The sequence below is a fragment of the Amycolatopsis sp. WAC 04182 genome, from assembly GCF_003947465.1.
GTDB lineage: Bacteria > Actinomycetota > Actinomycetes > Mycobacteriales > Pseudonocardiaceae > Amycolatopsis.
Genome location: NZ_QHJJ01000003.1, coordinates 681671 through 708233 on the forward strand (window position 1 = coordinate 681671; position 26563 = coordinate 708233).

Here is a 26563-nt window from a genome sequence, read left to right on the forward strand (position 1 = left end):
GGTGCACCCGTCCCGCGTGCGGGAAGCAGGTACCGAGGGCACCGATCGGCGGGACCAAATACCCGGTGCGGAGCCTGCTAGGGCCCAAGGTCCCGGTTCGTTGGGACGTCTAGGTGGCTGTGTCGGCCGAACTACACGGGTACCGTCGGTCGAGATGCCGGGACCCCGCAGGAGGGACGAGATGGCGATCAAGGTTTTCCTCGTGGACGACCACGAAATTGTCCGGCGAGGGCTGGCGGATCTGCTCGGGAACGAACCCGACATCGAAATCGCCGGCGAAGCCGCGTCCGTCGCCGAAGCACTCGCCCGCATCCCGCAAAGCGACGCGGACATCGCCGTGCTCGACGTGCGGCTCCCCGACGGAACCGGCATCGAACTCTGCCGGGATCTGCTGTCCACCGAGCCGGAGCTACGGTGCTTGATGCTCACCTCGTACGCCGACGACGAGGCACTTTTCACCGCCATCATGGCGGGCGCGTCGGGATTCGTCCTCAAGCAGGTTCTCGGGAACGACCTCGTCTCGGCGATCCGCACGATCGCGGGTGGCGGTTCGCTGCTCGACAGCCGGACCACCGCCGCGCTGATGAACCGCATCCGGCGCGAGCGCGACCAGAACGACCCGACCGCCACCCTCTCCGAGCAGGAACGCACCGTGTTCGACCTGATCGGCGAGGGCCTGACCAACCGCGAGATCGGCGAGCGGATGTTCCTCGCCGAGAAGACCGTGAAGAATTACGTCTCCCGGATCCTGGCCAAGCTCGGCATCCAGCGCCGGACGCAGGCGGCGGTCCTCGCGACCGAACTCAAGAAGACCGCGGCGCCCCCGCTGTTCGGCGATCAGTGATTCAGCGGGACGCTCCAGACCACTCGCGCACCGCCACCGTCAAAGTCGCCGAACTCGGCTTCGCCGCCACACTTCTCCGCTCGGTCGGCGAGGTTCGCCAGACCGCTTCGCCTGCCCGCTCGCGGGATACCGATGCCGTTGTCGGTGACCTCGATGATCAGCTCACGGTCGGCCTCGACACTGATCGTGATCTCGTCGGCGCCGGAATGCCGGACGGCGTTACTCAGGGCCTCGCGAACCACCGCCTCGGCATGTTCGTGCAGCGTCTGCGGCACTAGCGTGTCGACAGCGCCGGCGATCCGGACCGAAGGGGTGAGCGTGCTCTCGGTCGTCAACTCCGTGACGGCGTCGAGCAGCCGGCGGCGCAGGCTCTTCGAGGCATCAGAGCCCGAGGTGTGCAGGTCGAAGATGGACGTCCGGATCTCGCGTACCGTGCGATCCAGCTGTTCCACCGCCTGCGTCACCCTGTCCCGGGCCAACGTGTCGGGTACCCGGGGCACGATGCTCTGCAAGCTCATGCCGGTCGCGAACATCCGCTGGATGACGTGGTCGTGCAGGTCCTGCGCGATCCGGTCCCGATCGGCGAGGACGTCCAGCAGCCGCTGATTACGCTGCTTCTCGCCGAACTCCAGCGCGACCGCCGCCTGATCGGCGAACGACGACAGCATCGGGAGCTGATCGGCCTTGTACTGGGCGGAGCCCTTGTCCCTCCCCGCGATGAGGACCCCTCCGACACCGGAAGTGCTGTTCAACGGAATCACGGCGGCCGGTCCGAGACCGTCGAAAGCGGGCTCGGCCTGACCGGAGGAGACCGTACCCAGGTCGGGGACGAGACTGGGCTGACCGGAACCGAGCACCTGATCGATGGCCGGATGCCCGCCCGCCATCGACGTACCCTCCAGAGCGGTCATCCGCTCCCCCGCGAAGACGCTCACCGTCAACGGCTGCCCGACTTCCGTGGCGAGCAGGATCAGCACCTGGTCGGCCGCGGCGAGTTCGCGAACCCTGGCGGCGATCAGGTTCAGCGTGTCGGTGACCGAAGCGCCTCCGAGGAGTTCCCCGTTGACCTCCGCGACCGCTTCGAGCCAGCGTTCCCTCGTCCGTGAGCGTTCGAACAGCCGCGCGTTGTCGATGGCGACACCGGCGGCCGCCGCGAGTGCCTGCAGGACAACCTCGTCATCGGCGGTGAATTCGGCGGCGCCCCGCTTCTCCGTCATGTACAGATTGCCGAAGACCTCGTCCCGGACACGGACCGGGACACCCAGAAAACTGTGCATCGGCGGGTGGTTCGCCGGGAACCCGACCGAAGCCGGGTGCAGGCTCAGATCCGGGACCCGGACAGGATGCGGCTCCGCGATGAGCAACCCGAGCAGGCCCCGGCCTTCCGGCAAATGGCCCATATGAGACCGGGTTTCCGCGTCGATGCCCACGTGAACGAACTCCGACAGCCCTTCTTCGTCGCCGAGCACGCCAAGCGCCCCGTACCGGGCGTCGACCAGCTCGACCGCCGCCTCCACGATTCTCTGCAGGGTCGAGTCGAGCTCCAGCCCGGTGGCCACGGCCAGGACCGCGTCGAGCAGGCCTTGGAGCCGATCGCGGGTCTTGACGATTTCCGACAGCCGTTCTTGGACCTCATGCAGCAGTTCGTCCAGCCGTAGCCCGGTCAAGACCGCCGCGCTCGGTGGCGTCTCGTCGGCCGAACCTTGCTCCGGCGGCATTTTATTGCTCCTCAGGGATCGGCACAGTGGCGAGTCTCAGTCGTCCCGAACGCCTTCAGCGTTTCACCATGGGGCGCTCCTGCCAAGACACGCGGCCGTCACGAAGAGCGATGATCGTCCGGATAGCCGAGCCGCATGATGAGCTGAGGGTGCCCCGGTAGGTTCAGTTCCGCGGTCATCCGCTTCCGGACGGGTTCCTCGTGCAGCAGCCGGGTCAGCACCGACGCGGCCAGACCACCGTCGACGGCCGCGAGCCACGAGCGTTGCACGGCCACTCCCGTGGCGAGGTGGCCGGCACGACCGTCATCCTCCGCGCAGAAGATCAAGACGCTCTCCGCGTCCAGCCTGCGCGCGAGGGTCCGGACGTTTGGGGTCGGACTGGTCCGGCGGATCAGTCCCGCCCACGGAAGGCTCGCCTTGTCATAGCCGGGCAGGCCCAGACCGGCGCCGAGGGACCGCCGGTCCCCCATCCAATCCTCAAGCTCTCGCTGGAGGCCGTCGCGGCTCTGAATCGTTTTGGAAGCCTGATCGAGCAGTTCCGCGAGGACATCTTTGTCGCCGGCGCTCAACACCCGGCAGCCGACTCCGCGCGGCAGTTGTCCGATGACCGATGCGAGCATCGACGAGGCGACCGGGATCGCGGCGAACGGGCGGCGGTGACTCCGCCTCCGCGAGATGGCGGCGTACGCGTGCAGCTCGCGGCCGGACGGCGGCTCACGGCCCGAGGTGGTCACGACGGCGACCAGCGGTCCCTGTCCCGGAGGCATCTCCACCTCGATGGCCCACCCCAGCACCCGGACAGCCAGCTCGAGGTTCTCCAAGGCCGCTCCGCAGGAGATGAGCCGGTCGCGACCGGTCGGGTCGTGCTCGGGCAAGGAGAGATCGGTCCGTTCGCTCAGTTCCGCGCGCATACCGGGCAGGTTCAGCGACCATGGCTGGATGTTGTGCACCGACGGCGCACGGATGACGGCTCGTGCCAGGATCTCGACCTCGCTGTCGGACCACACGCGCTCATCCTGGTTCGGCATGTGCCTTCCCTTTCTCACGGAACGCGTCGACGACGCTGGGCAGCGTCGGGTACAGCGAGCCGGAACCGATGAGCCCGAGAAGGTCCGCGGCTTCCAGATCTTCGCGTAGCTCCTGTTTCACTCTGGCGAGCGCGAACGTGATCCCGCGGTGGCGCAGCTCGTCACAGATCCCCCGCAAGGCGTCAGCCGCGGTGATGTCAAGCTCGACGTTGGCTTCGGCGTTGAGGACGAACCACTCGACCTGCTTTTCGCCGTCCAGGACCGCGAGCGCTCGCCGCCGGAAGTCGTCGGCGTTGGCGAAGCACAAGGGCGCGTCGTACCGGTAGATCACCAGGCCCGGCTCGGTCGTCGCGTCGGGATAGTCGCCGACATCGTGCATCCCGGGCACGCCCGGAACAAAACCGAGCACCGCGCCGTGTGGCCGCGCCAGCCGGCGCAGAAGATCCAAAATGGACAACCCGACCGCGGCCAGCACACCGTACAGGACACCCAGTCCGACGACAGCGAGCAAGGTCGACAGGGACAGGACGAACTCGCTGCGGCGGAACCGCGCGATGCGCCGGAATTCCCGGGGATCGATCAGCTTCAACGCCGCGTAGACGACGATCGCCGCCAACGCCGCCTTGGGAAAGCCTTCCAACAACGGTCCCACGAAAAGAACCGTCAGCACGACCGTCGCGAGCGCGGTCAGGGAGTACAGCTGGGTCCGGGCACCCATCGCGGATGCCAGCGCGGTCCGGCTGCCGCTCGAACTGACCGGGAATCCGTGAAGGAGTCCCGACGAGAGATTCGACGCGGCCAGCGCGCGCAACTCGCGATTGGAATCGACCCGCTCGCCGTATCTGCCCGCGAAGGCGCGGGCGGTCAGGACATTGTCGGAGAAGCCGACAAGGGCGATCCCGAGCGCGGGCAGCAGCAGGTTCGCGAGATCCGCACCGTTCACCGCAGGGACCCCAGGTACCGGCAGTGAATCCGGGACCGGTCCGATCACTCGGATTCCTTTTTCGGTCAGGGAAAAGCCGGCGACGACGGCGGCCGCCACCAGCATGACGGCCAACGGTCCGGGAAACCGCGGCAGCCAGTGCTGTGACGCCAGCAGGCCGGCCAGCACGAGACCGCCGAGGGCCAAGGTCGGCCAGTGCGGGTGCCCGATGTTCATGACGAACGAACCCAGTTCCGCGAGCATGCCGTCGCCTGTGACGGGGACACCGGTCAGCTTGCCCAGCTGGCTCACGATCATCAGGACCGCGATCCCGGCCATGTAGCCGGTCAATACCGGCTTCGACAGCAGGTCCGCCAGCACGCCGAGCCGGGCCAGGCCGCCCAGCAGGCACAGGCCCCCGACCATGAGCGCCAGTATGGCCGCGAGCGCACCGTAGCGGGCGGGGTCTCCGGCGGCGAGCGGGCCGAGCGCGACGGCCGTCATCAAAGCCGTCGTCGATTCCGGGCCCACCGAAAGCAGCTTCGAGGAGCCCAGTACCGCGTAGACCGCCAAAGGCCCGATCACCGCCCACAGACCGGCCTCCGCGGGCAGTCCCGCGACCTCCGCGTACGCCATCACCTGCGGCACCAGATACGCGGCGACGGTCACCCCGGCCAAGAGATCACCTCGTAGCCAAGCCCGCCGATAGCGGGTGAAGGAGAGCTTCATCGATGCCTCCGGCTCACCGCTGAGTACAACGAAGGCGGCAAGCCCGCGAACAGCTTCCCCTCCTGCGGGAGGGAGCTTTCCTCGTCGAGAAAGCGCAGTACCGGCTCGGCCGAGGACCGGTCGAACAATGCCGCGAAGACCCGTTCGAGCTGAGCCGGGTCCCGGGCCACGACGCCGAGGAGCGTGGCGTCGAACAACAGGTGCCTCGCTTTGGGTTTCGGCAGATCGAAAGGATGACCGTGGACCGCCAATGACCTCGCGATCGCCGCGCTGTCGGCTTGGATGCGTTGGAAGGCGTAGCCGGTCGACGCCTTGACCAGGCCGGCTTTGGTCCCGATGGCGAGGATCGAGCCGCGTCTGCGGTCGACGGCGGAAGCGGAGAGCGGCAGGGAGGCAGACTCCTCACGGGTGACCGTGTACTCCCGCACGCCGAGAATCGTGGCGAGGTATTCACGCAAAGCGCTTCGCTGCTCCATGGGATACGCCACTCCCCGTGATCGGGGCGGCGCGAAGGACGTGTACTCGACCAGAGCTTCTTGCGGACCTCGTGGCAAGACATAGACGAAGCTTGCGGCGTGGCCCTGGGACGTACGGAAGTCGAAGAAGGTGGGCACGGCCGAGTCGAACGCCGGGGCGGCCGTGCGCACGTGCCAACCGCGGAAGATCAGCCAGCCGTCCACCCGGGCCGGGCCGGGTCCGAAAACGCTGTCGAACACCCAATCCGCACGGAGGGATTCTCCGTCCACAAGGGCTTCCGCACCCTGACCCGCCTGCCGGATCTCGGAGATCCGCCCGCGGCGGAAGACGACATCACCACGCCTCTCCGCGGCCTTGCCGACCGCCGCCGCCAGATCATCGCCACGGACGAAGCGGTACTTGTACCGGCCGAGGCCGACGATCCGGCTACGTCCGGCCGCGTGCACGCGGAACCGATCAAAGGTTCGCGACACCGCCTCGTCGAGAAGTCCCGGCTCAGCGGACCAGAACGCCCAACCCGCGGTCGCGAGCTGACGGCGGCCGTCGTCCACGACGACGATCGGGCCCACGGATTCCGGTCGTGCCACCAGATGTGCCACGAGGCTGAGGCCGCTGAGTCCTCCGCCGGCGATGAGGATCGTCATCGATCGAGTGAACCGGCTCCGCGCGCACACGCACCAGTGACCTGAGGCGCACCCGAGGTCCCCGGAATCCGGGACCAACGGCACCGGACCGCGCACGCCCGGCCGCTTAGCTTTGGCCGCGTAGGGCCGTAGCGAGTGGAAGGGCCGATGATGAACCGAACCCTCCGGCCGGCCGGGCCGATCGTGGTCGGCGCCGACGGATCCACCGGCGCCCGTGCCGCCGCCACCTGGGGCATGCAGGCCGCCGACCGTCACGAAACCTCCCTCGAACTCTGGCACGCGCTCGGAATTCCGGACTACTACCTCGGTAGTGTGCCGCCGTCCGATGAGCTCCTGCGCAAGATCAAGAACCGCGGAGAAACGATCCTTCGCGAAGCAGCGGACACTGTGGAACACGCATCCGGCCCAGCCGTCACGACACATATCGCGGACGACTCCGCAGCCCCGGCGCTGATCGAGGCTTCCGGCACCGCCCGGCTGATCGTCCTCGGTTCCACCGAGCACAGCCGCTTCACCGCCCTGTTCGGCGGATCGGTGACGACCACGCTCGTCGGGCACGCGCACTGTCCTGTCGTGTCGGTACGAGGCCGTACCTGGGACCTGCCCGTGGCGTGGAAACAACCTGTCGTGGTCGGTGTCGACGGAAGCCCCGCGGCCGAGATCGCGCTCGCCGTCGCCTTCGACGAGGCTCACGCCCGGGGAGCGGATCTGATCGCGGTGCACGCCTGGGAGGACGTCTCGGCTTCCCGCTCCTTCGGTGATCCCGCGGGCAACTACGGCTGGAGTGCCTTCACCGAGTCCGCTCGACGGATGCTCAGCCAGCAGGTCTCGAAGGTTCGCGACAGCTATCCCGACGTCGAAGTCCAGCAGGTCGTCGTGCACGACGAACCCCGCCAGGAACTCCTGCGCTGGAGCGTCAAGGCGCAACTGGTCGTGGTCGGCAGCCGGGGCCGCGGCGGGTTCCGCGGTCTCCTGCTCGGCTCGACCGGGCAGAGCCTGATCCATCACGCCGCCTGTCCGGTGCTGATCGCCCGCACCGCGGATCACTGAGAACGAAGGAGCGACCCATGTGCACCACTGTTTCCGAGGTCATGACCATCGACCCGTTCGCGGTCGCGCCGGACGCGGGCTACAAGCAGGTCGCCGCGCTGATGGCGAGGCGGCGGATCAGCGCGGTGCCCGTCGTCGACGACTCCGGTGCGCCGATCGGCGTGGTCTCCGAGGCTGATCTCCTTGCCCGGTTTCGTGATCCCCGGCCTGTCTTGTTCGCCGGTCACCACGCCAAGGACGAGTCACGCAAAGCGAAAGCCTTGCTCGCCAAGGACCTGATGACCGCACCCGTCGTGACGATCGAAGCAGGCGCCTCACTCGCCGCCGCGGCGATCCGGCTGGCCAGGAAGAACGTGCGCCGGCTGTTCGTCGTCGAGGACGCGAAGTTGGTCGGTGTCGTGTCGCGCCGGGATCTGCTGTCCACGTTCCGGCGTCCCGACGAGGATATCCGTGGTGAGATCGAACGCGACATCCTCGCCGGCACCCTGCGGGTGGCACCCGGACAGGCATCGGTCACGGTCGCCGACGGTGTGGTGACGCTTCTCGGCAGGCTGGACAACCGCGGCGCGGTCGAACGCGCGGGCACCCTCGCGGGCGAGGTCCCCGGCGTGGTCGACGTCCGGAACCGGCTCGATTTCGTTTGGGACGACGACGTCATCCGGCCCGCTTCCCTCGGCATCTGAGCGGCGGGGCCTTCGGCCTTCTTCCGAAGGGATCCGAGCGGACCGAAGGGCCACCTCGCCCGGGGCGTCCGCCTCTCTTACGTCGCCGACGGGCCGAGCACGATGGGTGTACAGGTCAGCAACCCGCGGATCGGAAGCGAGGGCCCTCCCATGTCGGCCACGCACACCCAGCAGGAGCACACTCCCCTCGCTCGCTACGCGGATCTGAAGGATCGGCGGCTCGCGATCACCTTGGCGCGGGAAGATCTCGAAGAAGACAACGATCGTGATCCTCTCGAGCGGATCACGTGCCGGACCCATCGACGCTGGCTGCACCAATGCGTGTCCTCGCCGCTCCACGTCATCATCGTGACCGGCCACCGCTGGTGCCGCTCCTGCTCTCTCGCGCTCTCTGTCGCGGTCGACGAACTGGCTGGGGACGTCGCCTTCTCTTGCCCGGGATGCGGGCGAGCAGCGCCGACCCGGGCGACCCGCCAGCTGATTCGCGCATGCCGCGCGAGTCTCGCCGCGGCGCATGACGATGGCCTCGTGTACCCGGGCCTTTCGGCCCCAGAGCCGGCGTGCCGTGTCGTAACACACTCGAATCGACCGTGAACTGCCGACCAGAGGAGAATTCCATGGCCACCACCGAAAGCGGACACCGGCACAACGTTCCCGTCCAGCATCAGGAAGACCATGCCGTCCGGTCGGCCGGTGCCATGAGCCTCGCCGTGCTCCGTATCGCCACCGGTCTGCTGTTCCTGTGGGCGTTCGTCGACAAGACCTTCGGCCTCGGCTACGCCACCGCTTCCGGCAACGCCTGGATCAACGGCGGCTCGCCGACGAAGGGCTTCTTGAGCCGGGTCGACGTCGGCCCGTTCGCCGAAACCCTGCGCTCCTGGGGCGGAACCTGGTGGGCGGACTGGCTGTTCATGGCGGGCCTGCTCGGCATCGGTCTCGCCGTCACCCTGGGGGTCGGGATGCGGATCTCCGCCATCACCGGCACCCTGATGATGGTGCTGATGTGGGTCGCCGAATGGCCGCTCGACCGGACGAACGCCGCGGGCGAGCCGACCATGTCGACGAACCCGATCATCGAGTACCACGTGATCTACGCCCTCGTGCTCATCGCGCTCGCCGCGACCGCCGCCGGGAACACCTGGGGGCTCGGAGAGCGCTGGACTCGACTGTCCATCGTGGACCGGAACCCTTGGCTCCGGTGACCGTCCGGACACCGAAGCCCCGGCACCGTTTTCCGGTGCCGGGACTTCGTCCTTCTCACAGCCGTCGAAGGTAGTGATCGGCCCACGGCCGCTGCCGGACGAGCACCCGGACGGCGCCCGCGGCAGCCCCTTCCGCCGACACGAAGACCGGGTCGAGGTCGACATCGACGACCTCCGGCACCAGCTCCATGATCCGGTCCGTTCGCAGGAGCAGTTCAGCGAGCGCGGATCGGTCGAGAGCGCTGTTCCCGCCGAACAGCGCCTTGCTCGCGCGCAGGCTGTCGATGAGCGCTTCGGCGTCGTTGGCGCTGAGTGGCCCCAGCCCGGTCGATCTGTCGTCGAGCAAGGCTCCGTCGATACCGCCGCGCCCCAGGACGACGACCGGACCGAACACGTCGTCGGATTGGCCGCGTACCAACAGCTCGCGATCACCGAATCGGCGCCGGGTCACCCGTATCCCGAAACAGGCGAGCAGATCCTCACTGTCCTTCCTGGACAACCAGCCACCGCTCGGATGCGACGAGAGGTACTCGCCCACGAGCCGGGTCGCCGTCGCGAGATCGATACCGGAGAGATCGGGCAGGCCGCCCTTCCCCGCCTCGAGCCAGTGGGTTCGCTCGGACAGTTTCGCCATGACGGCCGCGGCCTCCTCGACATCGGCGTAGCAAGGAATCCCGTGATACGCGGCGACCGACTCCAACTGGCCGAGACGCACGGCGAGGACGGTCTTGCTCTCCGGCGCCGCGGCCAGCCCGGCCAGCGGATCGCCGACACCGGTAGGTACGCCGGCGGCGATCACCGCGTCCACCCCTTCATCAGCCAGGACCTCGGTCACGCACGAGGCGAAAGTGTCCGCCGTGATCGCGGCGCTCGTGTCGAGCGGGTTGCCCACGCTCGCGTGCTCGGGCAACAGCCGCCGGAGTGTGTCCTGGGTCTTCCGGCTCAGCTCGGGCAGGAGCAGACCGTTGCGAACACAGGCCTCCGCCCCCAGGACCGCGGCGCCCCCTGCGTTGCTCACGACGACCACCCGTGACCCCGCCGGCAGCGGCTGCCACGAGAGCGCGGCGAGCAGGCCCAGGACTTCGGTCACCGTGTCGACGACGAGGACACCCGCTTGGCCGAACAACGCGAGTTTGGTCGCGGCCGGGACCGGCTGTGCGGCGGTGTGCGCGGCCGCGGCCCGCTGCGCCGCCGGGGCGGAGGCCCCGCGGATGGCCACAACCGGCTTCTCCGTCGCGAGAGCGCGGGCGAGCCTGCTGAACTTCCGCGGGTTGCCGAAGGACTCCAGGTACAGCACTGCGATGTCGGTCTCCCCGTCGCCGCGCCACCACCGCAGGAGATCATTGCCGCTCACATCGTACTTGTCACCGGTGGACACCAACGTGGACAGACCGAGCCCCAGCCCGGCGAGTGCGTCCATCAGCGCGATCCCGAAACCACCGGACTGGGTCACCACCCCGATCCGGCCTGCCCGGGCGGCGCGGCGAGCGAACGTCGTGTCGAGACGGGTCGCCGGAGCGCTGTTGACGACGCCGAAGCAATTGGGGCCGACCAGCCGGATCCCGTATCTGGCGACGAGTTCGCGGACACGATGCTCCAGCGGCGTCGTGGTCAGCCCCGCCGTGACGAGCACGATCGAGCGCACACCCGCCCGTCCGCAGTCTTCGACGACGTCGGGTACGGATTCCGCGGGCACGCAGATCACGGCCAGCTCGACCGCGGCGTCCAAAGAGGACACCGAGGGAGCACAGGGGACGCCGAGAATCTCCGTGGCGTTCGGGTTGACGGCGTACGCGACGCCGGTATAGCCCGCGTCGAGAAGGTTCCGCAGGATCGCCCTGCCCACCGAGTCGTCACGCCTGCCGGCCCCCACGACGGCCACCGAGGCCGGGGCCAGCACCGTGCGGAGACTCGCCACGTCGGCGAGCCGTTCCCGCTCCTCGATGCGCTCGAGGTACCGGTCGGGCTCACCGAGTTCGATCTCGACGTCGAGCTCCGGCCCTCCCCTGCCGATGACGCAGGGAAGGCCGAGGTCGGAGAACACCTTGATCATCCGAGTGTTCTCCGCGAGCACCAGCGCGACGAAACGGTGGATTCCCTGCGCCAAGGCCAAGGACACGAGATGTTCGAGCAACAGGGTGCCGACCCCGTGGGCCTGAGCCGCGTGGTCGACGACCAGGGCGACTTCGGCCGCGTCGTCCGCCGACCATGGGCGATAGTGCGCGATCCCGATGAGTTCGTCCCCTCGAAAAGCTCCGATCCCCGGGCCTTCGATCGCCAACCGGCTCAGCAGATCCAGCCTCCCCGGATGAGCGGTGAAGAAGCGCAGATAGCGGTCACGCTCGTCCAGCCGCTGATGCAGTCCCAGGACAGCGTCGAAGTCCTCCGCACGCAAGCGGCGGACGGTGACCATGTCGCCGTCCGCCAGCAAGGCGCTCGTCCCGGCCGTCATGTCGCCGCCGGATTCCCGGTGACCAGTACGACGGCGACCACGCCCGGCACCGTCCGGGCGAGCGCGTCGAGCACCCGCTGTTCGGCCTCGTCCCGGAACTCACCAGCGATGTTCACGTAGCCGCCATCGACCTTGACTGTCCATATCGGACGATGTCCGGCGTAGTCACTGATCAGGCCGTGCACCTGTGCGGCGATCGCGTCGTCGGGCCGGACGAGCGGGCGGAGCAGATCGCGCCTGCTCACCACACCGACCAGGACGCCCTCCTCGACGACCGGCAGGCACCGCAGCCGGTCGGCCAGCATCCGCCTGCCGATCTCCGTGACGTCGGTGGACGGCGAGATCACCTCCACCGGCGTGGACATCAACGCGCCGACCGTGATCCCGTCACCGCCCGCCCGGATTCCCCGCAGCGCGTCGAATTCGGTGAACGTCCCCAGCACCCGACCATCGTGGTCGACGACCGGAAGACCGGCGAATCCCTTCTCTGTCAGCACTGCCACCGCCTCGCGAAGGGATGTCGCGGGCGTGGTCGCCACCGCCGGACTGGTCATGATCTCCGAAGCACGCATCGGAGCCTCCTTGTGATCGTTCTCGGTCAAGCGCGTGTGCGCAGGAAGCCCCTGCACGCTTCGAAGAGATCCTCCGGCGGACAAGCCGTGACACGGTCTTCGAGTCCCGGTGGGACGGCGGGGCCACTCGTGTCCCCCGCCGTGGTCATCACGACCGGAACCCTCTCCCGGAGCGCGCACACCACACCGAATTCGCGTGATGTCAACCCGGGCTCGGTGCAGCGGACGTCGACGGCGAGATCCGGCCGGTCCTCCTCGTCCAGCGGACAGGTCCCACCTGGCGCGAGAGCTCGGCACACGCCAGCCCGGACATGACACGGGCTGACCCGGCAACCCAGGTCCCGCAACGCGACCGCGATCTCTCGGGACTCGTCGAAGGTGGCCTCTGTCAACAGGATTCTCATCTTTTCTCCTTCCAGGCCAGCTGTTCCCATTCGCGCGCCCACTCGGCGGCACGGCTGCGGCCGAGCGCCGCACGGCACGCCAGGAAGACCGTCGCGACCAAAGTGAGCCAGCCCAGCCACAGCCCCGTGCCGACACCGATGGCCTGGCTCAGGGCATCGGTATCGGTGACCGGCGCCTCGACGGGATGGCCGCGCGCGTCGAGCCAGATCCGCACCTCGTTCCCGGTCACCATCCCGGTGTCGACGGTCACCACGCCTTCACGAATCAGGCCGCCAGGCCCCGTCCAACGAGCGGCGACCTCGGCCTTCTCCTCAAGCGGCACACCGTCGAGGCGCACGTGTACGGGCGGGGCGTCGGCGAGCAGCACGGCGGTCGTCTCCTGACGATTCGCCGCCTGTTCCGCCGCGCGCTCCCGTCCTTCGGCGTAGGCCCCGGATCCGGCGGCCGCGGCGAACGGGATCGCCAGCAGTGCCAGCAGGACGGCGCCGATCATCAGCGCGGCTTCGAGCCGGTCGGACCACCGGACGAGTGGATTCCGCCGCGTGAACGAGAGTCCGGGCCGCGCTTTCATCGGCTGTCTCCTGTCCGGCTTCGCTCAGAGAATCGGACCGGGCTCGTACGCGACAGAGTTCAGCAGCCGGCCGAGCCTGCCTTCCGGAGCCGCGGCGGGCGGCGGGATCACCACCACCGGGCAGGTCGCGTGCCGTAGTGCCGTCTTGCACACCGAGCCGACCAGCAGTTCACGGATCTTGCCGGTGCCATGGCTGCCCAGCACGAGGAGCGCGGCACCTTTCGAACGCTCGACCAGCGTTTCGCCGGGATCTCCCTGGGGCACGTCGTAGGTGATGTCGAGCCCTTCATGGGCATCGAGGACTTTGGCGGTAGCGGCTTCCAGCGCCTTCAAATGGACGTCTCTCGCCTGGGCCACGGTCCTGCCTGCCGACGCGTCGTCCAGCATCTCGTCGTGGACCCACACGGTGACCACCTGCAAGGCGGCGCCCTGCCTGACCGCTTGGTCGGCTGCCCAGCGCACGGCCGCGGCAGAACCCGCCGAACCGTCCATGCCGACGACGATCCGGTTCTCCGTCGCACTTTCCGTCATGGTGTTCTTCCCTTCTGTGCCGGTGTTTTCCGAGGTTCTTCGACCACGACGACCGCCTGAGGGAACCCGGGGACATCGTCGGTACCGACGAGCGCCCCGCGAACAGCCGGGGCGTCGAACGGCTCAGTGAAAGCGGTGCCCGCCAGGCCGTACTCGGTGGACGCGAGCAACAATCGCTGTGCGACCACGCCGGCCCGGACGAGCTGTTCCCGGCTTTCGGTCGCGGTGGTGACGAGGAACGCGATCCAGGAGACGTCCCGGGTCGCCTTCCTGGTGATCTGCCCGCCGACCTTGGGCAGATCGACGACATGGGACGGCATGAGCAGCCGGACCCGGATGCCGTCGCCCTCGTTCGCCTCGGCGATGTCTCGTCCCCACGTCGCCTCCGAGGACGGAGCCGGCTTGGTCCGTCGCCCGGACAGAGCGGCGAAACGAGCGAAATCGACCGCCACGGGGCGGGCCCGACGCCGCGCTGCGAGCTTGGCCACCCGATCCAAGGCGAGGGCGTCACAGGTCAGGTCGGCCAGCGGCGCCCAGCCCAGCATCCTGATCCCACAGTCGAGATTCGCCAGTACCGCGCCGCAGACGATCAGTCGCGCACGTCCACCCCGGTCCCGCACCCAATGGTTGTTCGCGAGACGTTCGTACAAGTCGAGCGAGTCGTCATTGACCGACAGCGTCCAGACATCGTCGATCCATCGCTTCGGGACCTGTCGTGCGGCCGCCACGAGGATTCGCTTCTCCTCAGTCGACCAGACATGCGCGGGAATCCCGGTGAACGTCGTCATGGCCGCTCCCCCGTGTCCCTGTCGCGGGCGACCTCTTCGATCGGGCGGCGTGGCGTCTTCACGCCCGGATAGCCGTAACCGAGCCTGAATACGGTCTGGGGATGGACGGTGCCCCCGAGCAGGTCACGCAGTTCGGCGCGGATGGCAGTGATCTCGACCGGCTGGGAATAGAACGAAGCGCTCAGGCCGGCGTCCGTGGCGGTGAGCAGGACCCGCTGCATCGCGCATCCCGCGCGGACCTGGGAGATCGGCGCGTCGTTCGGCGTGGTCAGCACCGCGACCAGCGGGTCCTGCTCGAAGACGCGGGGAGCACCGCCCTCGTTGACGTACCGCCCCGCGAGCAGCCCGCCCGCTGAACGAGGCCCGCCCGCGTAGGTGGGTACACCGTCGTCCTCGGCGGTCTGCCGGGTCCACGCCCGGAGTTCTCGTTGGAAGGCCGTGTCCAGACCTTGGACGTGGTCGGCGCGGCGGATGAGTCCCGCGGTCGCCTCCAGCAGACCGGCTTCGTCGACCAGGACCAGCCGTGCTCCCTCCTCACGAGCTGCCTCGCGGACGGCGGTCCGGAGGCGAAGTGGCACCGGCTCGTCCGTGAAAGGGTGGCGATTGCTGTATCGCCGAGGAATCGCGGCAGCGAGCCGTCGTTCGGCTGCGGTGGGGCGGTGACGGGGACCAAGCGTGACCCGCGCAAGCAAGGAAGGCCTCGCCCTTTCAGGCGCTAGCTCGACTTCGCTGACTCGACCCGCGGCGGCGATGGCGAGCCGCAGGTTCAGCAACGCCGCGCCACAGGCCAGCCGCGCCTCACGCGCGTCCGGATCGCAGGCGTCGAGGATCCGGCTTTCGTCGAGCACGACATCGACCGTGTCCGGCCCCAGCTCGAAGATCCACGGCTGGGAGTTGTGCGGTGACGGCGCGCGCACCGCGGCGCGCAGCGCCTCCGTGACGACCGGCGAACGAGTGAGGACCATCGTGCTGCACCTGCCTTTCGACGATCTCAGCGTCTCGCGTGGCGAGCGAGGACGGCAGTGGCCGTGGGCCCGGTCTGCCGGGACCTTCGGCACCGCTAGTGCGACGCGAACTCGCGCCATTCCTCCTGCCATCGCGCCCATCGAGCCCTGTCGAGCAGCACTCGGCCACAGCCGTAGCCGGCCAGCACGACCACGATGAAGGCCAGCCAAAGGCCGACTCCTGTCCCGGTACCGAGGAGGCGGGCGTCGAGAACGGTGAGAGGTGCGGCAACCGGGGACCCCGACTCGTCGAGCCAGACTGGGACCTTCGCGCCGGCTCGGCTCCCGCGCGTCGCCTGGACCTCGCCGACGCGGCTGTCCCCGTCACGAGTGACCCACGTCGCCTCGGCAGGCGAGGTGTCATCGACGACACCCGACCGGCCTCCGATGGCGATGGGCGCGCCGTCTTCGAGCAGGGTCGCTTCCGCGCGATATCTGGTGGCCTGCTCGGTCGCCGCCTGGTCGGCGCGGGCCGCGAACACACCGGAAGCCACCGCCGCGGCGACCGGCAGGGCGAGGACCACGAGGGCGACCGCGAGAAGCACCGTGAACGCTTCGATGCGATCTTCGCGGCGAGCGAGCGGGTTTCGCCCTGGATGGAGCATGTGCCAGGCTCGCGACCAGCGAGACGACGTGTTCATGACCTGGACCTCCGCTGCGGATCGCCGGAACGTGTTGTCGCCACCATCACTCGGCAGTACCGCCTGGCAAGAGAGGCGACGGTCCCGCCAGGCCGGGACCTCCAGCCGTATTCCAGGCTCACCGGTGGATCGAGACTGGATTCATGCGAGTACGTGATGTCATGACCACCCCGGTCATCGCGGTGACGCCAGCGGCCACGATCAGCGAGGCGATCGCCGTGCTGACCGGCAAGGGAATCACCTCGCTCCCGGTCGTCGGCGACACCGGCGAGCTGCTCGGCGTGCTGGTCGAAGAGGACCTGCTCCGGGCGCGTTACCTTTCCGACGGCGATCCGGACAGCGGTGTGATGCTCAGCGGGCGTACCAAAGTGAGCGCGCTGATGCGGCGACCGGCGGCCGGTGCCCATCCCGATGGCGACCTGACCGATCTGACGGCGAAGATGCTGGAGCGCCGGCTCCGATCCGTCCCGGTCCTCGAACACGGCCGCGTGATCGGCGTCATCACCTGGCAGGACCTTCTCCGTGCCGGGCCATCCGCGCAAAGGAATCAGCCATGAACACGAATCCCGACACCACCCGCCACCTTCTCGTGGGCGCCGACGGCTCGGCCGAGAGCGAAGAAGCGATCCGGTGGGCCATCACCGAAGCCACCGCCGTCGGCGACAAGGTCGAGGTCCTGATGGTTCTGCCGAGGGAAGAACTTCTGCCCGGCACGTCGTTCGCCCTCCAGCCACACGGCAGGGTTCCGGTGAGGAAGAACTACTCGCTCGACGACGCGGTCGCACGGATCCAGAGCGAGCTTCACGCGGACATCGAGGTGAAAACCTTGCTGCGGCAAGGGAACCCAACGTCGGAACTGCTCGCGGCGGCGCGCGACGCAGACCTGCTCGTGCTCGGCACGGGCAGGAAGAGCGCGGTCGGCAGACTCGTCTTCGGCAGTGTGTCCACGGCCTGTATCAGGCACGCGACATGTCCCGTCGCGCTGGTGTCGACGCAGGCGGTTCATCGGTTCAGCCCGACCGCTTCCTGATCTTTTGGGCGGGTCCGCCCTATACGTGTTCCACCGAGAGAACCGCCTCGGCATCCCGCGCCAGTTCGACGTCCTCACCTGTTCCCATGGCGAACACGGTCACTGGCGCGTCGTCCGGGCTGATGACCCGGTCACCGTCCCCGAGGCAACGGGCCGGATCGACAGAGATCCCGAAGACGCCCAGCCGCCCGGCGAGTCGCGCGATCAGCTCCGGCTGATGCTCGGTGACCCCGCCGGTGAACACGACGGCGTCGATCCGGTCGAGGCTCGCCGCCATCGCGCCGATCTCTCGGCGGATCCGGTGCAGGTAAACGGCGACAGCCGACATCGCGTCAGGATCCCCGGCCGCTTCGCGGGCCAGGACGGCGCGAAGGTCCCCGTCCGTCCCGGTCATCCCGGCGAGACCGGAACGGTGATACAGCGCGTCTTCCATCGCTTCGACCGACATCGGCGCCGTTCGCATGACGTGCAGCACCAGCCCGGGATCCACCGAGCCGGACCTTGTCGCCATCGCCGGCCCTTCCAACGGGGTGAAGCCCATACTCGTGTCCACGCTCCGGTCACCACGGATCGCGGTCACCGAGACACCGGCGCCAAGGTGGCAGCACAGGAGCCGCGGCTCCTCGACACCGAAGAGTTCCGTCACACGGCGCGCCGCGTGACGGCACGAAAGGCCGTGGAAACCGTAGCGCCGCAAGCGCCCTTGACTGGTCCATTCCCGTGGTAGCGCGTACCTCGACGCTTCTTCGGGGAGGCGCGAGTGGAAGGCCGTGTCGAACGACGCGATCACCGGCAGGCCAGGACGCAGCCGGAACACCTCCCGCGCGAGGCGGACGGCCTGTGGCTGGTGAAGCGGCGCGAACGGGCTGAGCTTTTCGAGCGCGTCGACGACGTCCGGGGTGAGCCGGACCGGACCGGTCCTGGAACCCCCGTGCACGAACCTGACGGCCACGGTGTCCACGGTGGACCACCGATCGAGAGCCTGTCGCGCCGCGTCGTGTGCGTCGTCCAGGCTCACGGCGGCCCAGCCGACCGGCCTGCCGTCGGCGACCAAGGACGATTTGAGGCTCGAAGAGCCGGGATTCAACGACAGGACACGCATGAAGACTCCTTCGGGCACAAGGTTGCCGGGCGGGTGCGCGCTGGGGGTCGGCGCGCCCGCCCGGCCGGGGATGGTCAGCCCTTGCCGACCTCGATCTTGACCTGCTTCTCGTGCGGCTTGTCCTCGACCGGCATGGAGACTTCGAGGATTCCGTCCTTGTAGGACGCGGTGACCTTCGCCGTCTTCGCACCGGAAGGCAGGGAGACGGTCCGGCTGAACTTGCCGTAGTAGAACTCACTGCGGCCGTGCTCCGCGGTCGTCGCCTCGCGTTCGGCGGTGATCGTCAGCAGACCCTCGTGCGCGGTGACCGAGATGTTCTTCTCCGGGTCGAATCCGGGAAGCTCGGCCCGGACGAGATACTTGCCGTCTCCGACGGACTCTTCGATCCGCACTGGGTTGTGTTCGGCGAACGGCCACGGGTTCTCCAGCCAGGCCGCGATACTGGGCAGGGTCATGCGCGAACCGGGTACGAGAGTTGTCATATCCGTACTTCCTTCCTTGTCATGCTTCCCAAGTCCAGTCACGGATTTCGGGAAGATCCTCACCGTGTTCGACGATCCACCTGTGGTGCCTTTCACGCGCGTCCGTCATCCGTTGCCGTACAGCGCCGGCACGGGCGACCAGGCCGGGCACCCGGTCGATCACGTCGGTCACGAGCTGGAAGCGGTCCATGTCGTTGCGCACCAGCATGTCGAACGGTGTCGTCGTGGTTCCGTGCTCGATATAGCCACGCACGTGCATGTCGTCATGGTTCGCCCGCCGGTAGGCCAGCCGGTGGATCAGCCAGGGATAGCCGTGATAGGCGAAAATCACCGGCCGGTCGGTGGTGAACAACGCGTCGAATTCGCGGTCGGTCATGCCGTGCGGGTGTTCCGCGGTGGGCTGCAGGCGCATGAGATCGACCACGTTCACCACCCGGACCGCCAGTTCGGGCAGGTACTCCCGCAGCAGCTTCGCCACCGCGAGCACCTCGACCGTCGGTGCGTCGCCGGCACAAGCGAGTACCACGTCGGGTTCCCGATCCGGATGCGTGCCCGCCCACTCCCAGATCCCGGCACCTCGTGCACAGTGCACTGCCGCCTCTTCGCCGTCGAGCCAGACGGGGCTGTCGTTCTTCCCCGCGACGATCACGTTGACGTAGTCCCGGCTGCGCAGGCAGTGGTCCGCGACCCACAGCAGGGTGTTCGCGTCCGGCGGCAGGTATACCCGGACGACCTCCGGGCTCTTGTTGGCGACATGGTCGACGAACCCCGGATCCTGGTGGGAGAACCCGTTGTGATCCTGCCGCCAGACGTGCGAAGTCAGCAGATACGTCAGCGAAGCGACCGGCCGCCGCCACGGGATCTCCCGATGCACCTTGAGCCACTTGACATGCTGGTTGAGCATCGAGTCGACGATGTGCACGAACGCCTCATAGCAGGAGAAAAGCCCGTGCCTGCCCGAGAGCAGGTAGCCTTCGAGCCAGCCCTGGCAGAGGTGTTCCGAGAGCACCTCCATGACCCGGCCGTCCGCGGCGAGATGCTCGTCGACGGGTTCGATCTCGCACAGCCAGGTCTTGGCCGTCACGTCGAACACCGCTTCGAGCCGGTTGGAGGCGGTCTCGTCCGGTCCGAACAACCGGAAGTTCGCCGCCTTCCGGTTCAACGCGAACACGTCCCGCAGCCAGCGACCGAGCACGCGCGTCGGTTCCGCGGTCGCGCCGCCCGGCCGGACGAGCGGGATCGTGTGCGGCGGCACCGCCGGCAGCTCCAAGGGCCGAAGCACGAGGCCGCCGTTGGCGTGCGGTGACGAGCCCATCCGGAGATCGCCGCGCGGGATCAGCGCGGTGACCTCGGACGTCGGCCTGCCGTCCTCGTCGAAAAGCAGCTCCGGCCGATAGGAACGCAGCCATTCCTCCAGCTGCCGGAGATGCTCGGGGTTTCCGCGTGCGTCCGGGATCGGCACCTGGTGCGAACGCCAGGTGCCTTCGACCAGCACTCCGTCCACAAGGGATGGTCCGGTCCAGCCCTTGGGGCTGCGCAGCACGATCATCGGCCAGCTCGCCGAACCGGTCGGCCCGCCCGCGGACCGGGCCCGCACCTGGATTCCGTCGATCTCGTCCAGCACGCCGTCCACCGCCGCGGCCATGACCTGGTGCATGACAGCCGGATCATCGCCCTCGACGTAACGCGGGGCATACCCGTACCCGCGCAGCAGCTCGTCGAGCTCGGTTCCACTGATTCGCGAGAGCACGGTGGGATTGGCGATCTTGTAGCCGTTCAGGTGCAGGATGGGCAGCACCGCGCCATCGCGGGCCGGATTGAGGAACTTGCCCGAGTGCCAGCTGGTGGCCAGCGGCCCGGTTTCCGCCTCACCGTCGCCGACGACGCAGCCGACGACGAGGTGCGGATTGTCGAAAGCGGCACCGAAAGCGTGCGCGAGGGAGTAGCCGAGTTCGCCACCCTCGTGAATCGAGCCCGGAACCTGTGGAGCGACGTGACTGGGCACCCCACCAGGGAAGGAGAACTGCCGGAACAGCGTACGCAGACCGCTCTTGTCGTAGGGAACCTCCGGCCACGCCTCCGAGTAGCTGCCTTCGAGCCACGTGTTCGCGTAAAGAGCCGGGCCACCGTGACCGGGTCCGGTCACGAACATCGCGTTCAGGTTCCGCCGCACGATGGCCCGGTTCAGGTGGGCGTAGACGAAATTCAGTCCTGGAGAGGTACCCCAGTGTCCGAGCAGACGTGGTTTGACGTGCTCGGCCTTCAGCGGGGATTCCAGCAGCGGATTGTCCGTGAGGTAGATCTGGCAGGCGGCGAGATAGTTCGCCGCCCGCCACTGAGCGTCCACTTGGGACAACTCGGTCGGGGTCAGCACCGCGGGCGCGGCGGGAGCTCCGAGAACTGTCACCGCGACTTCTCCGGCCGGACCACCATCACCGGGCACTCCGCGTGGTGCGCGAGCGCCTGGCTGGTCGAGCCGAGCAACTGCCCGGTGAATCCGCCCCGGCCCCGGCTGCCCACGACCACCAGCTGCGCTCGGGCACTCCACTCCAGCAGGGCATGCCGCGGCCGGTCCTGGACGAGAACCGGCTCGATCTTGACGTCGGGATACTTCTCCTGCCAGCCGGCGAGCCGCTGCGCCAGCAGACGGCGTTCCTCGTCCTCGATCGACTCCCACTGCACGACAAGGCGTGCCATACCGTAGGCGTCGTCATAGGTGACGTCCCGCCACGCGTGGACCACGACCAGGTCGGCCTTCCGCCACGCGGCCTCTTCGAAGGCGATCTCCAGTGCGCGCTCGCTCAGCGGGCTGCCGTCGATGCCGACCACGATCGGCCCCTCGGCCGGATACGCGGTGGTGTTCTTCCTGCCCCGCATGACCACCACGGGACAGTGGGCGTGGGCGACGACCGCCGACGCCGTCGAACCGATCGTCATCTCGCCGAAGAAGCCCTTCCCGGTACCGCCGACGACCACCATCGCCGCCGACTCCGACGCGTCGATCAAGGTGGGCACCGGGGAGTCCGGCGGCATTCGCGTGTCCACGTCCACCCCGGGTGCCACCGAATGCGCTTGCCCGACGGCCTCCTCGAGAACTCGCTGACCTTCCTCGGCGAGGAGGTCGTACCAGGGCGTGGGGCCCGCCAATCCGGCTCCGTAAGCCAGCTTGTCGACGCGCAGCGCGTGCACGATGAGCATCTTCAGCAGTCGTTCTTCGGCGACGGCGGCGGCCCACCGTACGGCCGCCCTTCCCGGCTCCGTCCCGTCCACTCCGACGACGATCTTCCGGTCCGCCGCGTTCATCGTTCGTCCTCCTGGTAGGTGACTTTCGCTTCCACGACACCGGGAACCGCCTCGGCCAGCAGTTTGGCCACGTGGCGATCGGTGTCGCTGTCGTAGGCATCGCCCACCCGGACGACGCCGTCTCGTACTTCGACCGTCCATCGGCCCGGTCCGCCGTAGATCGCCAAGTGATGGCGGACGTCCGCCGCGATCGCCTCGTCGGAACGGGCGAAGGCACGCACGAAGTCACCTCGCGTGAGGATTCCGACCACCTTCGCGCCGTCCACGATGGGCATCGCACGGATCCGTCCGTCCAGCAGAGCCCTGCCGACGTCGGCCGCGTCCGCGCCGGTGCTCATTCCCGTGGCCGGCGTCGTCATCACCTGAGCCACGGTCAGCCCCGGCCTCGGCCTCGCCTCGTGATCCGGGCCCGAGCGAACGTCGTGCGGGAACCGGTTCCTGATCAGATCGGCCTCGGTCACGATGCCGATCAGCCGATCGTCCTCGTCGATCACCGGCAACGCGGTGAATCCCTTTTCCGCCAGCAGCTCGGCGGCGTGTTTCGCGGTGGTCCCCGGCGTCACCGTGACGACCGGGGCGGACATCAGGTCCCGTGCTCGCATGCTGAGCTCCTCACTCGTTTTCCCGTCCGGTCAAAGCCGGACGAACGACCGCCACCGGGCATTCCGAGTGCGCGACGAGTGCCTGGCTCGTGGAACCGAGCAACATCCCCCGGAACCCGCCGCGGCCTCGCGACCCGACGACGAGCAGCTGGGCGTGCCCGCCGAATCCGAGCAGCGCGCGGACCGGTCGCCCGCGGGCGACCACCGTCTCCACGCGCAGGTCCGGGAACTTGGCCCGCCAAGGCGCGAGTTGTTCGTCCAACGCCTGTCGCTCCGCCGACTCGATCGTGTCCGGGTCGACCGTCAAGGCGTGCGCCCTGGCCGATTCGTGGTCGGTGACCTCGTTCCACACCCTGACCACGATCAGCTCCGTGCCGCGCAGCGACGCTTCGTCGAAAGCGAAGGCCAAGGCCACTTCGCTCGACTCGGAACCGTCCGTGCCCACCACGACGGGCCCGGTCTCCGGTGGAACGTCTTCCGGGTGCTTCCCCCTCGCGACGACGATCGGGCAATGCCCGTGCTGCGCCAACGCCACCGCCGTCGAACCGACCAGCAGACCGGTGAAACCACCGAGGCCGCGGGAACCCAGCACGACCAGGCTCGCCGCCTGCGATTCCTGGATCAGTGCGGCCACCGGGGCCCATTCCCGCGCGGCGGTCTCGACGACCAGATCCGGGTAGCGCTCGGCCACGGCGTCACAGGCTTCGGCGAGCCACCGCGCCCCTTGAGCCTCGAACGCCGACCGGACCGCCTCGGCCGACGGCAGTACGCCGGGCATCCTCACCTGAGGAACCGTGTACACGTGGACCAGCCGGAGCCGCTTCCCCCTCTTGACGGCCTCGGCCGCCGCCCATACCCCCGCCCGCCGGGCGGATCCCGAACCGTCGATCCCCACGACGACCGCGCCTTCAGCCACGCTCGGCATGACCGCTCACCTCCTCCGTCCGAGCAGTGGTCACAGTGGCGGCGATTTCGCCCGCCCAAGCCCGCACTGTTGGCCAATCCCGGAAGTCCCCGTCCTTGACCCGGAGTGCCGTCACGACCGCCCGTTCGGCGAACCGCAGCAGACTCCGGTCGATCCGGCCCGGGAACACGACGTGCCCGCGTGCCCCCGACGACACCATCAGCCGAGCGACGTCCACGGAGTCCTCCGCTGGCTTCGGCGGTGTCCCCACCGGGCCGCTGGAGAACAACCACACGTTCTTGGTCCTGAGGACGTCGGCATGCTCGCCGACGAGGTCTCTGGCCTGCTCGATCCATTGCCCCAGATACACACCGCTGCCCACCAGCACGACGTCGAACTCGTCGACCGACGTGACGTCCTCGGCCCGTGACACCCGCACGGTCGCGTGACCGGCAAGCTCCGATGCGAGGGCTCGGCCGATCTCCTCCGCGATCTCCCAGGTCCCGCCGTGGCGGCTGGCCGCCGCTACGAGGATCTTCATTTCGTTCTCCCGTCTGGTCTCTTCCCAGCTTCGACCAGTGAGGAGTTCAGGAGGAGAGACGGAAGTCCCGGCGGGCCGGGCCCACAGTCCCGGCTTGATCGCCCAAGCAGCCCGGCGGTCATTCGCCGGGCAGGCGAAGGACCTTCGTCTCTACGGGCCCCTCGTCGCCGAGCAGATCATCGGTGGACCGAAGGACGACAAGGGAGACGATCATGACGGTACGGCTCGGGATCAACGGCTTCGGCAGGATCGGGCGGGACATCCTCCGCTGCGTACTGGAGTCGCCGGACAGTCCGATCGAGGTGGTGGCGGTCAACGACATCACCTCACCCGAGATGCTGGCGCACCTCCTGGTCCACGATTCCACTTACGGCAGGCTCCGGACACCGGTCGACATCATCGACGGCGAGGCACTCCGCGTCGGCGACCACCTGATCCAGGTGACCGCGGAGGCCGATCCGGCTCGACTGCCGTGGGACGAGCACGGCGTCGACGTCGTCATCGAGGCCACCGGCAAGTTCCGGACTCGTGAAGCCGCCGGCGTGCACCTCGCCGCCGGCGCCAGGAAGGTCGTGATCTCCGCGCCGGGCAAGGACGTCGACGCGACCATCGTGCTGGGTGTCAACGAAGGCGACTACGACGCCGCGAACCACCACATCATTTCCAACGCGTCGTGCACGACCAACTGTGTCGCGCCAATGGTGAAGGTGCTGCACTCGGCTTTCGGTCTCCGGCGTGGCCTGCTCACCACCATCCACAGTTACACCGGCGATCAAGCCTTGCTGGATCGTCCGCACAAGGATCCGCGCCGGGCCCGGTCCGCGGCGGTCAACGTGGTGCCCACCAGCACCGGCGCCGCCAAGGCGATCGGGCTGGTGATCCCCGAGCTGGTGGGCAAGCTCGACGGGGTCGCCGTGCGCGTGCCGGTCGAGGACGGCTCGCTGACCGACCTGACCGTCGAACTCGAGCACCCGGTGACCGCGGAGCAGGTCAAGCACGCGTTCGCCGAGGCCTCGGACGGTGTGCTCAGGGGGATTCTGCGCTACTCCGAAGCGCCCATCGTGTCCCGCGACATCATCGGAGACCCCGCCTCGTGCGTGTTCGACGCTCCGCTGACCAAGGCCGACTCGCATTTGGCGAAGGTCTTCGGCTGGTATGACAACGAATGGGGTTACGCGACCCGAACGGTGGAACTGGTCGAGCTGATCGCGCGAAGCTTGCCGCCGCGATGAAGCGGCTGGGTGCCGGCCCAGTTGCGGCCCGGTGGCCGCGCTGATGTGCTGGTTCTCGATGAGGTCATCCGGCTCCCACCGGGGAACACTGGTCGATCGTCAGGCGCCGGCGTCGAGCCGGACGAAGGAAAGAGGCCGATCCTCGTGAAGAAGTCCTGGTGGATCCCGTCGACGGCAGGGGCAGTGGTGCTCGTCGTCGCAGTTGTCCTGGTCGCGCGAGAACTGTCCGGCCCGACGAACGGGACCGACCTGGATCCGGCTCCGTCGTCCAGCGAGGCCGCCGCGCCTGATCGCCGGTCGGTACTGGCGGTCAAGATCGACAACGTGGCTGCCGCCCGCCCGCAGACCGGTCTGAGCGCCGCGGACCTCGTGTACGTGGAACCTGTCGAGGGCGGCCTGACCAGGCTGCTCGCGCTCTACCAGGGCCGCCCGCCGGGGGTGATCGGACCGGTGCGCAGCGCGCGAGCCACCGACCTCGGCCTGCTGGCCCAATTCGGACGACCCGCTCTCGCCTACTCCGGCGCCGCGCCGGAGCTGCTGCCAGCTCTGCGTTCGGCATCGCTGACGAGCGCCTCGCCCACGGAAATCCCGGACGCGTACTTCCGCGACGACTCCCGGCCGTCACCGCACAACCTCTACCTTCGCCCGAGTCAGGTCCCTGACGGTGAGGTCGTGCCAGAAGGCGCGTTTCCCGCGGCGGGAGCCGCACCGGGATCCGGCGCGGCGGCCGCCACCGCGGCGATCCGCTATCCGGCGGCCGCTTTCACGTTCACCTGGTCGGTGGAAATCGGCAGCTACCTGATCGGTCTGGACGGCTCGCCACTCACCTCGGTGGACGGCGGACAGGCCGCCGCGGCGACGATCGTCGAACAGCGGGTCGCCGTCCGGCTCGGTGAGCGTGGGGAGACCGGCACGGTGCCCGACTCCCCTATCGCCCAGACGGTCGGCACCGGGAAGGCGACGATGTGGCGGGACGGGCAGCGGTTCGCGGCAACCTGGGCCCGTGCGACGGCAACGGCGCCGACCCGGTTCACGACCACGTCCGGACAGCCACTTCCGGTGTCCGGCGGTCCTTTGTGGATCCTGCTCGTTCCCGCGTGAACGCC

The 26563-nt window shown here is 68.5% G+C and carries 27 protein-coding genes; 8 read left to right on the forward strand and 19 right to left on the reverse strand.

Translation table 11 applies throughout. The features are described from left to right. Window positions 1–181: 181 nt before the first annotated feature. Window positions 182–844 carry a response regulator transcription factor gene (locus tag DMH01_RS16925; RefSeq protein ID WP_125677835.1) on the forward strand — a complete coding sequence of 221 codons (663 nt, stop codon included), beginning with the start codon at window positions 182–184 and terminating at the stop codon, window positions 842–844. On the opposite strand, the gene DMH01_RS16930 is transcribed toward DMH01_RS16925, so the two are convergent. From DMH01_RS16930 to DMH01_RS16945, 4 genes are all read right to left on the reverse strand, one after another. Beyond that, a complete protein-coding gene (locus tag DMH01_RS16930; protein ID WP_125677838.1) occupies window positions 838–2562 on the reverse strand; it encodes a GAF domain-containing protein in 1725 nt (574 codons plus the stop codon). The genes DMH01_RS16925 and DMH01_RS16930 overlap by 7 nt on opposite strands. A gap of 98 nt (window positions 2563–2660) precedes the next feature. Beyond that, window positions 2661–3590, reverse strand: a complete 930-nt coding sequence (locus tag DMH01_RS16935) for a nitroreductase family protein (RefSeq protein ID WP_125677840.1) — start codon at window positions 3588–3590, stop codon at window positions 2661–2663. After that, entirely contained in the window at window positions 3574–5241 is a 1668-nt protein-coding gene (locus DMH01_RS16940) for a SulP family inorganic anion transporter (RefSeq protein ID WP_125677842.1), read from the reverse strand. Before DMH01_RS16940 ends, DMH01_RS16935 begins: the two co-directional genes overlap by 17 nt. Continuing rightward, the gene (locus DMH01_RS16945; protein ID WP_125677844.1) at window positions 5238–6362 is read right to left on the reverse strand and encodes a lycopene cyclase family protein; all 1125 of its coding nucleotides are present in this window, start codon (window positions 6360–6362) and stop codon (window positions 5238–5240) included. Before DMH01_RS16945 ends, DMH01_RS16940 begins: the two co-directional genes overlap by 4 nt. Window positions 6363–6509: 147 nt before the next feature. Here DMH01_RS16945 and DMH01_RS16950 point away from each other — a divergent pair, with 147 nt between their 5' ends. The 3 genes from DMH01_RS16950 to DMH01_RS16965 all read left to right on the forward strand — a co-directional run bounded on the left by DMH01_RS16950 (window position 6510) and on the right by DMH01_RS16965 (window position 9297). Further along, the gene (locus DMH01_RS16950; protein WP_125677846.1) at window positions 6510–7412 is read left to right on the forward strand and encodes a universal stress protein; all 903 of its coding nucleotides are present in this window, start codon (window positions 6510–6512) and stop codon (window positions 7410–7412) included. Window positions 7413–7429: 17 nt separating this feature from the next. Next, on the forward strand, window positions 7430–8095 hold the full coding sequence (locus tag DMH01_RS16955) for a CBS domain-containing protein (RefSeq protein ID WP_125677848.1): 666 nt from the start codon (window positions 7430–7432) through the stop codon (window positions 8093–8095). A gap of 617 nt (window positions 8096–8712) precedes the next feature. Then, on the forward strand, window positions 8713–9297 hold the full coding sequence (locus DMH01_RS16965) for a DoxX family membrane protein (protein WP_125677852.1): 585 nt from the start codon (window positions 8713–8715) through the stop codon (window positions 9295–9297). Window positions 9298–9352: 55 nt separating this feature from the next. Here the strand turns inward: DMH01_RS16965 and DMH01_RS16970 are convergent, their stop codons facing one another. From DMH01_RS16970 to DMH01_RS17005, 8 genes are all read right to left on the reverse strand, one after another. Further along, window positions 9353–11749, reverse strand: a complete 2397-nt coding sequence (locus DMH01_RS16970; RefSeq protein ID WP_125677854.1) for a GNAT family N-acetyltransferase — start codon at window positions 11747–11749, stop codon at window positions 9353–9355. Continuing rightward, a complete protein-coding gene (locus DMH01_RS16975; protein WP_125677856.1) occupies window positions 11746–12321 on the reverse strand; it encodes an HPP family protein in 576 nt (191 codons plus the stop codon). The genes DMH01_RS16970 and DMH01_RS16975 overlap by 4 nt, the downstream gene beginning before the upstream one ends. A 26-nt stretch (window positions 12322–12347) precedes the next feature. Next, window positions 12348–12725 (reverse strand): hypothetical protein, encoded by a 378-nt coding sequence (locus DMH01_RS16980; RefSeq protein ID WP_125677858.1) that lies wholly within the window; start codon window positions 12723–12725, stop codon window positions 12348–12350. Then, window positions 12722–13297, reverse strand: coding sequence for a hypothetical protein (locus DMH01_RS16985; protein WP_125677860.1), 576 nt, complete (start codon window positions 13295–13297; stop codon window positions 12722–12724). Before DMH01_RS16985 ends, DMH01_RS16980 begins: the two co-directional genes overlap by 4 nt. Window positions 13298–13321: 24 nt before the next feature. Next, window positions 13322–13828 (reverse strand): universal stress protein, encoded by a 507-nt coding sequence (locus DMH01_RS16990; RefSeq protein ID WP_125677861.1) that lies wholly within the window; start codon window positions 13826–13828, stop codon window positions 13322–13324. Beyond that, a complete protein-coding gene (locus tag DMH01_RS16995) occupies window positions 13825–14616 on the reverse strand; it encodes a hypothetical protein (RefSeq protein ID WP_125677863.1) in 792 nt (263 codons plus the stop codon). Before DMH01_RS16995 ends, DMH01_RS16990 begins: the two co-directional genes overlap by 4 nt. Then, a complete protein-coding gene (locus tag DMH01_RS17000; protein ID WP_125677864.1) occupies window positions 14613–15581 on the reverse strand; it encodes a nitroreductase family protein in 969 nt (322 codons plus the stop codon). The genes DMH01_RS16995 and DMH01_RS17000 overlap by 4 nt, the downstream gene beginning before the upstream one ends. 95 nt (window positions 15582–15676) lie before the next feature. Next, window positions 15677–16261 carry a hypothetical protein gene (locus DMH01_RS17005; RefSeq protein ID WP_125677866.1) on the reverse strand — a complete coding sequence of 195 codons (585 nt, stop codon included), beginning with the start codon at window positions 16259–16261 and terminating at the stop codon, window positions 15677–15679. Window positions 16262–16404: 143 nt separating this feature from the next. On the opposite strand from DMH01_RS17005, the gene DMH01_RS17010 reads away from it, so the two are divergent. Further along, complete coding sequence (locus DMH01_RS17010; RefSeq protein WP_233621564.1) at window positions 16405–16818, forward strand: HPP family protein; 414 nt, start codon at window positions 16405–16407, stop codon at window positions 16816–16818. Further along, on the forward strand, window positions 16815–17291 hold the full coding sequence (locus DMH01_RS17015; protein ID WP_125677868.1) for a universal stress protein: 477 nt from the start codon (window positions 16815–16817) through the stop codon (window positions 17289–17291). The genes DMH01_RS17010 and DMH01_RS17015 overlap by 4 nt, the downstream gene beginning before the upstream one ends. Before the next feature lie 19 nt (window positions 17292–17310). Here the strand turns inward: DMH01_RS17015 and DMH01_RS17020 are convergent, their stop codons facing one another. The 7 genes from DMH01_RS17020 to DMH01_RS17050 all read right to left on the reverse strand — a co-directional run bounded on the left by DMH01_RS17020 (window position 17311) and on the right by DMH01_RS17050 (window position 24225). Further along, window positions 17311–18393 (reverse strand): acetate/propionate family kinase, encoded by a 1083-nt coding sequence (locus DMH01_RS17020; RefSeq protein WP_125677870.1) that lies wholly within the window; start codon window positions 18391–18393, stop codon window positions 17311–17313. A gap of 74 nt (window positions 18394–18467) precedes the next feature. Then, a complete protein-coding gene (locus DMH01_RS17025; RefSeq protein WP_125677872.1) occupies window positions 18468–18875 on the reverse strand; it encodes an Hsp20/alpha crystallin family protein in 408 nt (135 codons plus the stop codon). Between the two features lie 19 nt (window positions 18876–18894). Continuing rightward, window positions 18895–21282: a phosphoketolase gene (locus DMH01_RS17030; RefSeq protein WP_125677874.1), complete on the reverse strand. Its 2388-nt coding sequence runs from the start codon at window positions 21280–21282 to the stop codon at window positions 18895–18897. Beyond that, window positions 21279–22178, reverse strand: a complete 900-nt coding sequence (locus DMH01_RS17035; protein WP_125677876.1) for a universal stress protein — start codon at window positions 22176–22178, stop codon at window positions 21279–21281. The genes DMH01_RS17030 and DMH01_RS17035 overlap by 4 nt, the downstream gene beginning before the upstream one ends. Further along, window positions 22175–22780: an HPP family protein gene (locus DMH01_RS17040; RefSeq protein ID WP_125677878.1), complete on the reverse strand. Its 606-nt coding sequence runs from the start codon at window positions 22778–22780 to the stop codon at window positions 22175–22177. Before DMH01_RS17040 ends, DMH01_RS17035 begins: the two co-directional genes overlap by 4 nt. Window positions 22781–22790: 10 nt before the next feature. Next, window positions 22791–23705 (reverse strand): universal stress protein, encoded by a 915-nt coding sequence (locus tag DMH01_RS17045; protein WP_125677880.1) that lies wholly within the window; start codon window positions 23703–23705, stop codon window positions 22791–22793. Beyond that, entirely contained in the window at window positions 23689–24225 is a 537-nt protein-coding gene (locus DMH01_RS17050) for a flavodoxin domain-containing protein (RefSeq protein WP_125677882.1), read from the reverse strand. Before DMH01_RS17050 ends, DMH01_RS17045 begins: the two co-directional genes overlap by 17 nt. A gap of 212 nt (window positions 24226–24437) precedes the next feature. Here DMH01_RS17050 and gap point away from each other — a divergent pair, with 212 nt between their 5' ends. Beyond that, window positions 24438–25457 carry a type I glyceraldehyde-3-phosphate dehydrogenase gene (gap, locus tag DMH01_RS17055; protein ID WP_125677884.1) on the forward strand — a complete coding sequence of 340 codons (1020 nt, stop codon included), beginning with the start codon at window positions 24438–24440 and terminating at the stop codon, window positions 25455–25457. Window positions 25458–25601: 144 nt separating this feature from the next. After that, entirely contained in the window at window positions 25602–26558 is a 957-nt protein-coding gene (locus DMH01_RS17060) for a DUF3048 domain-containing protein (RefSeq protein ID WP_125677886.1), read from the forward strand. The last annotated feature ends 5 nt before the right edge of the window (window positions 26559–26563 follow it).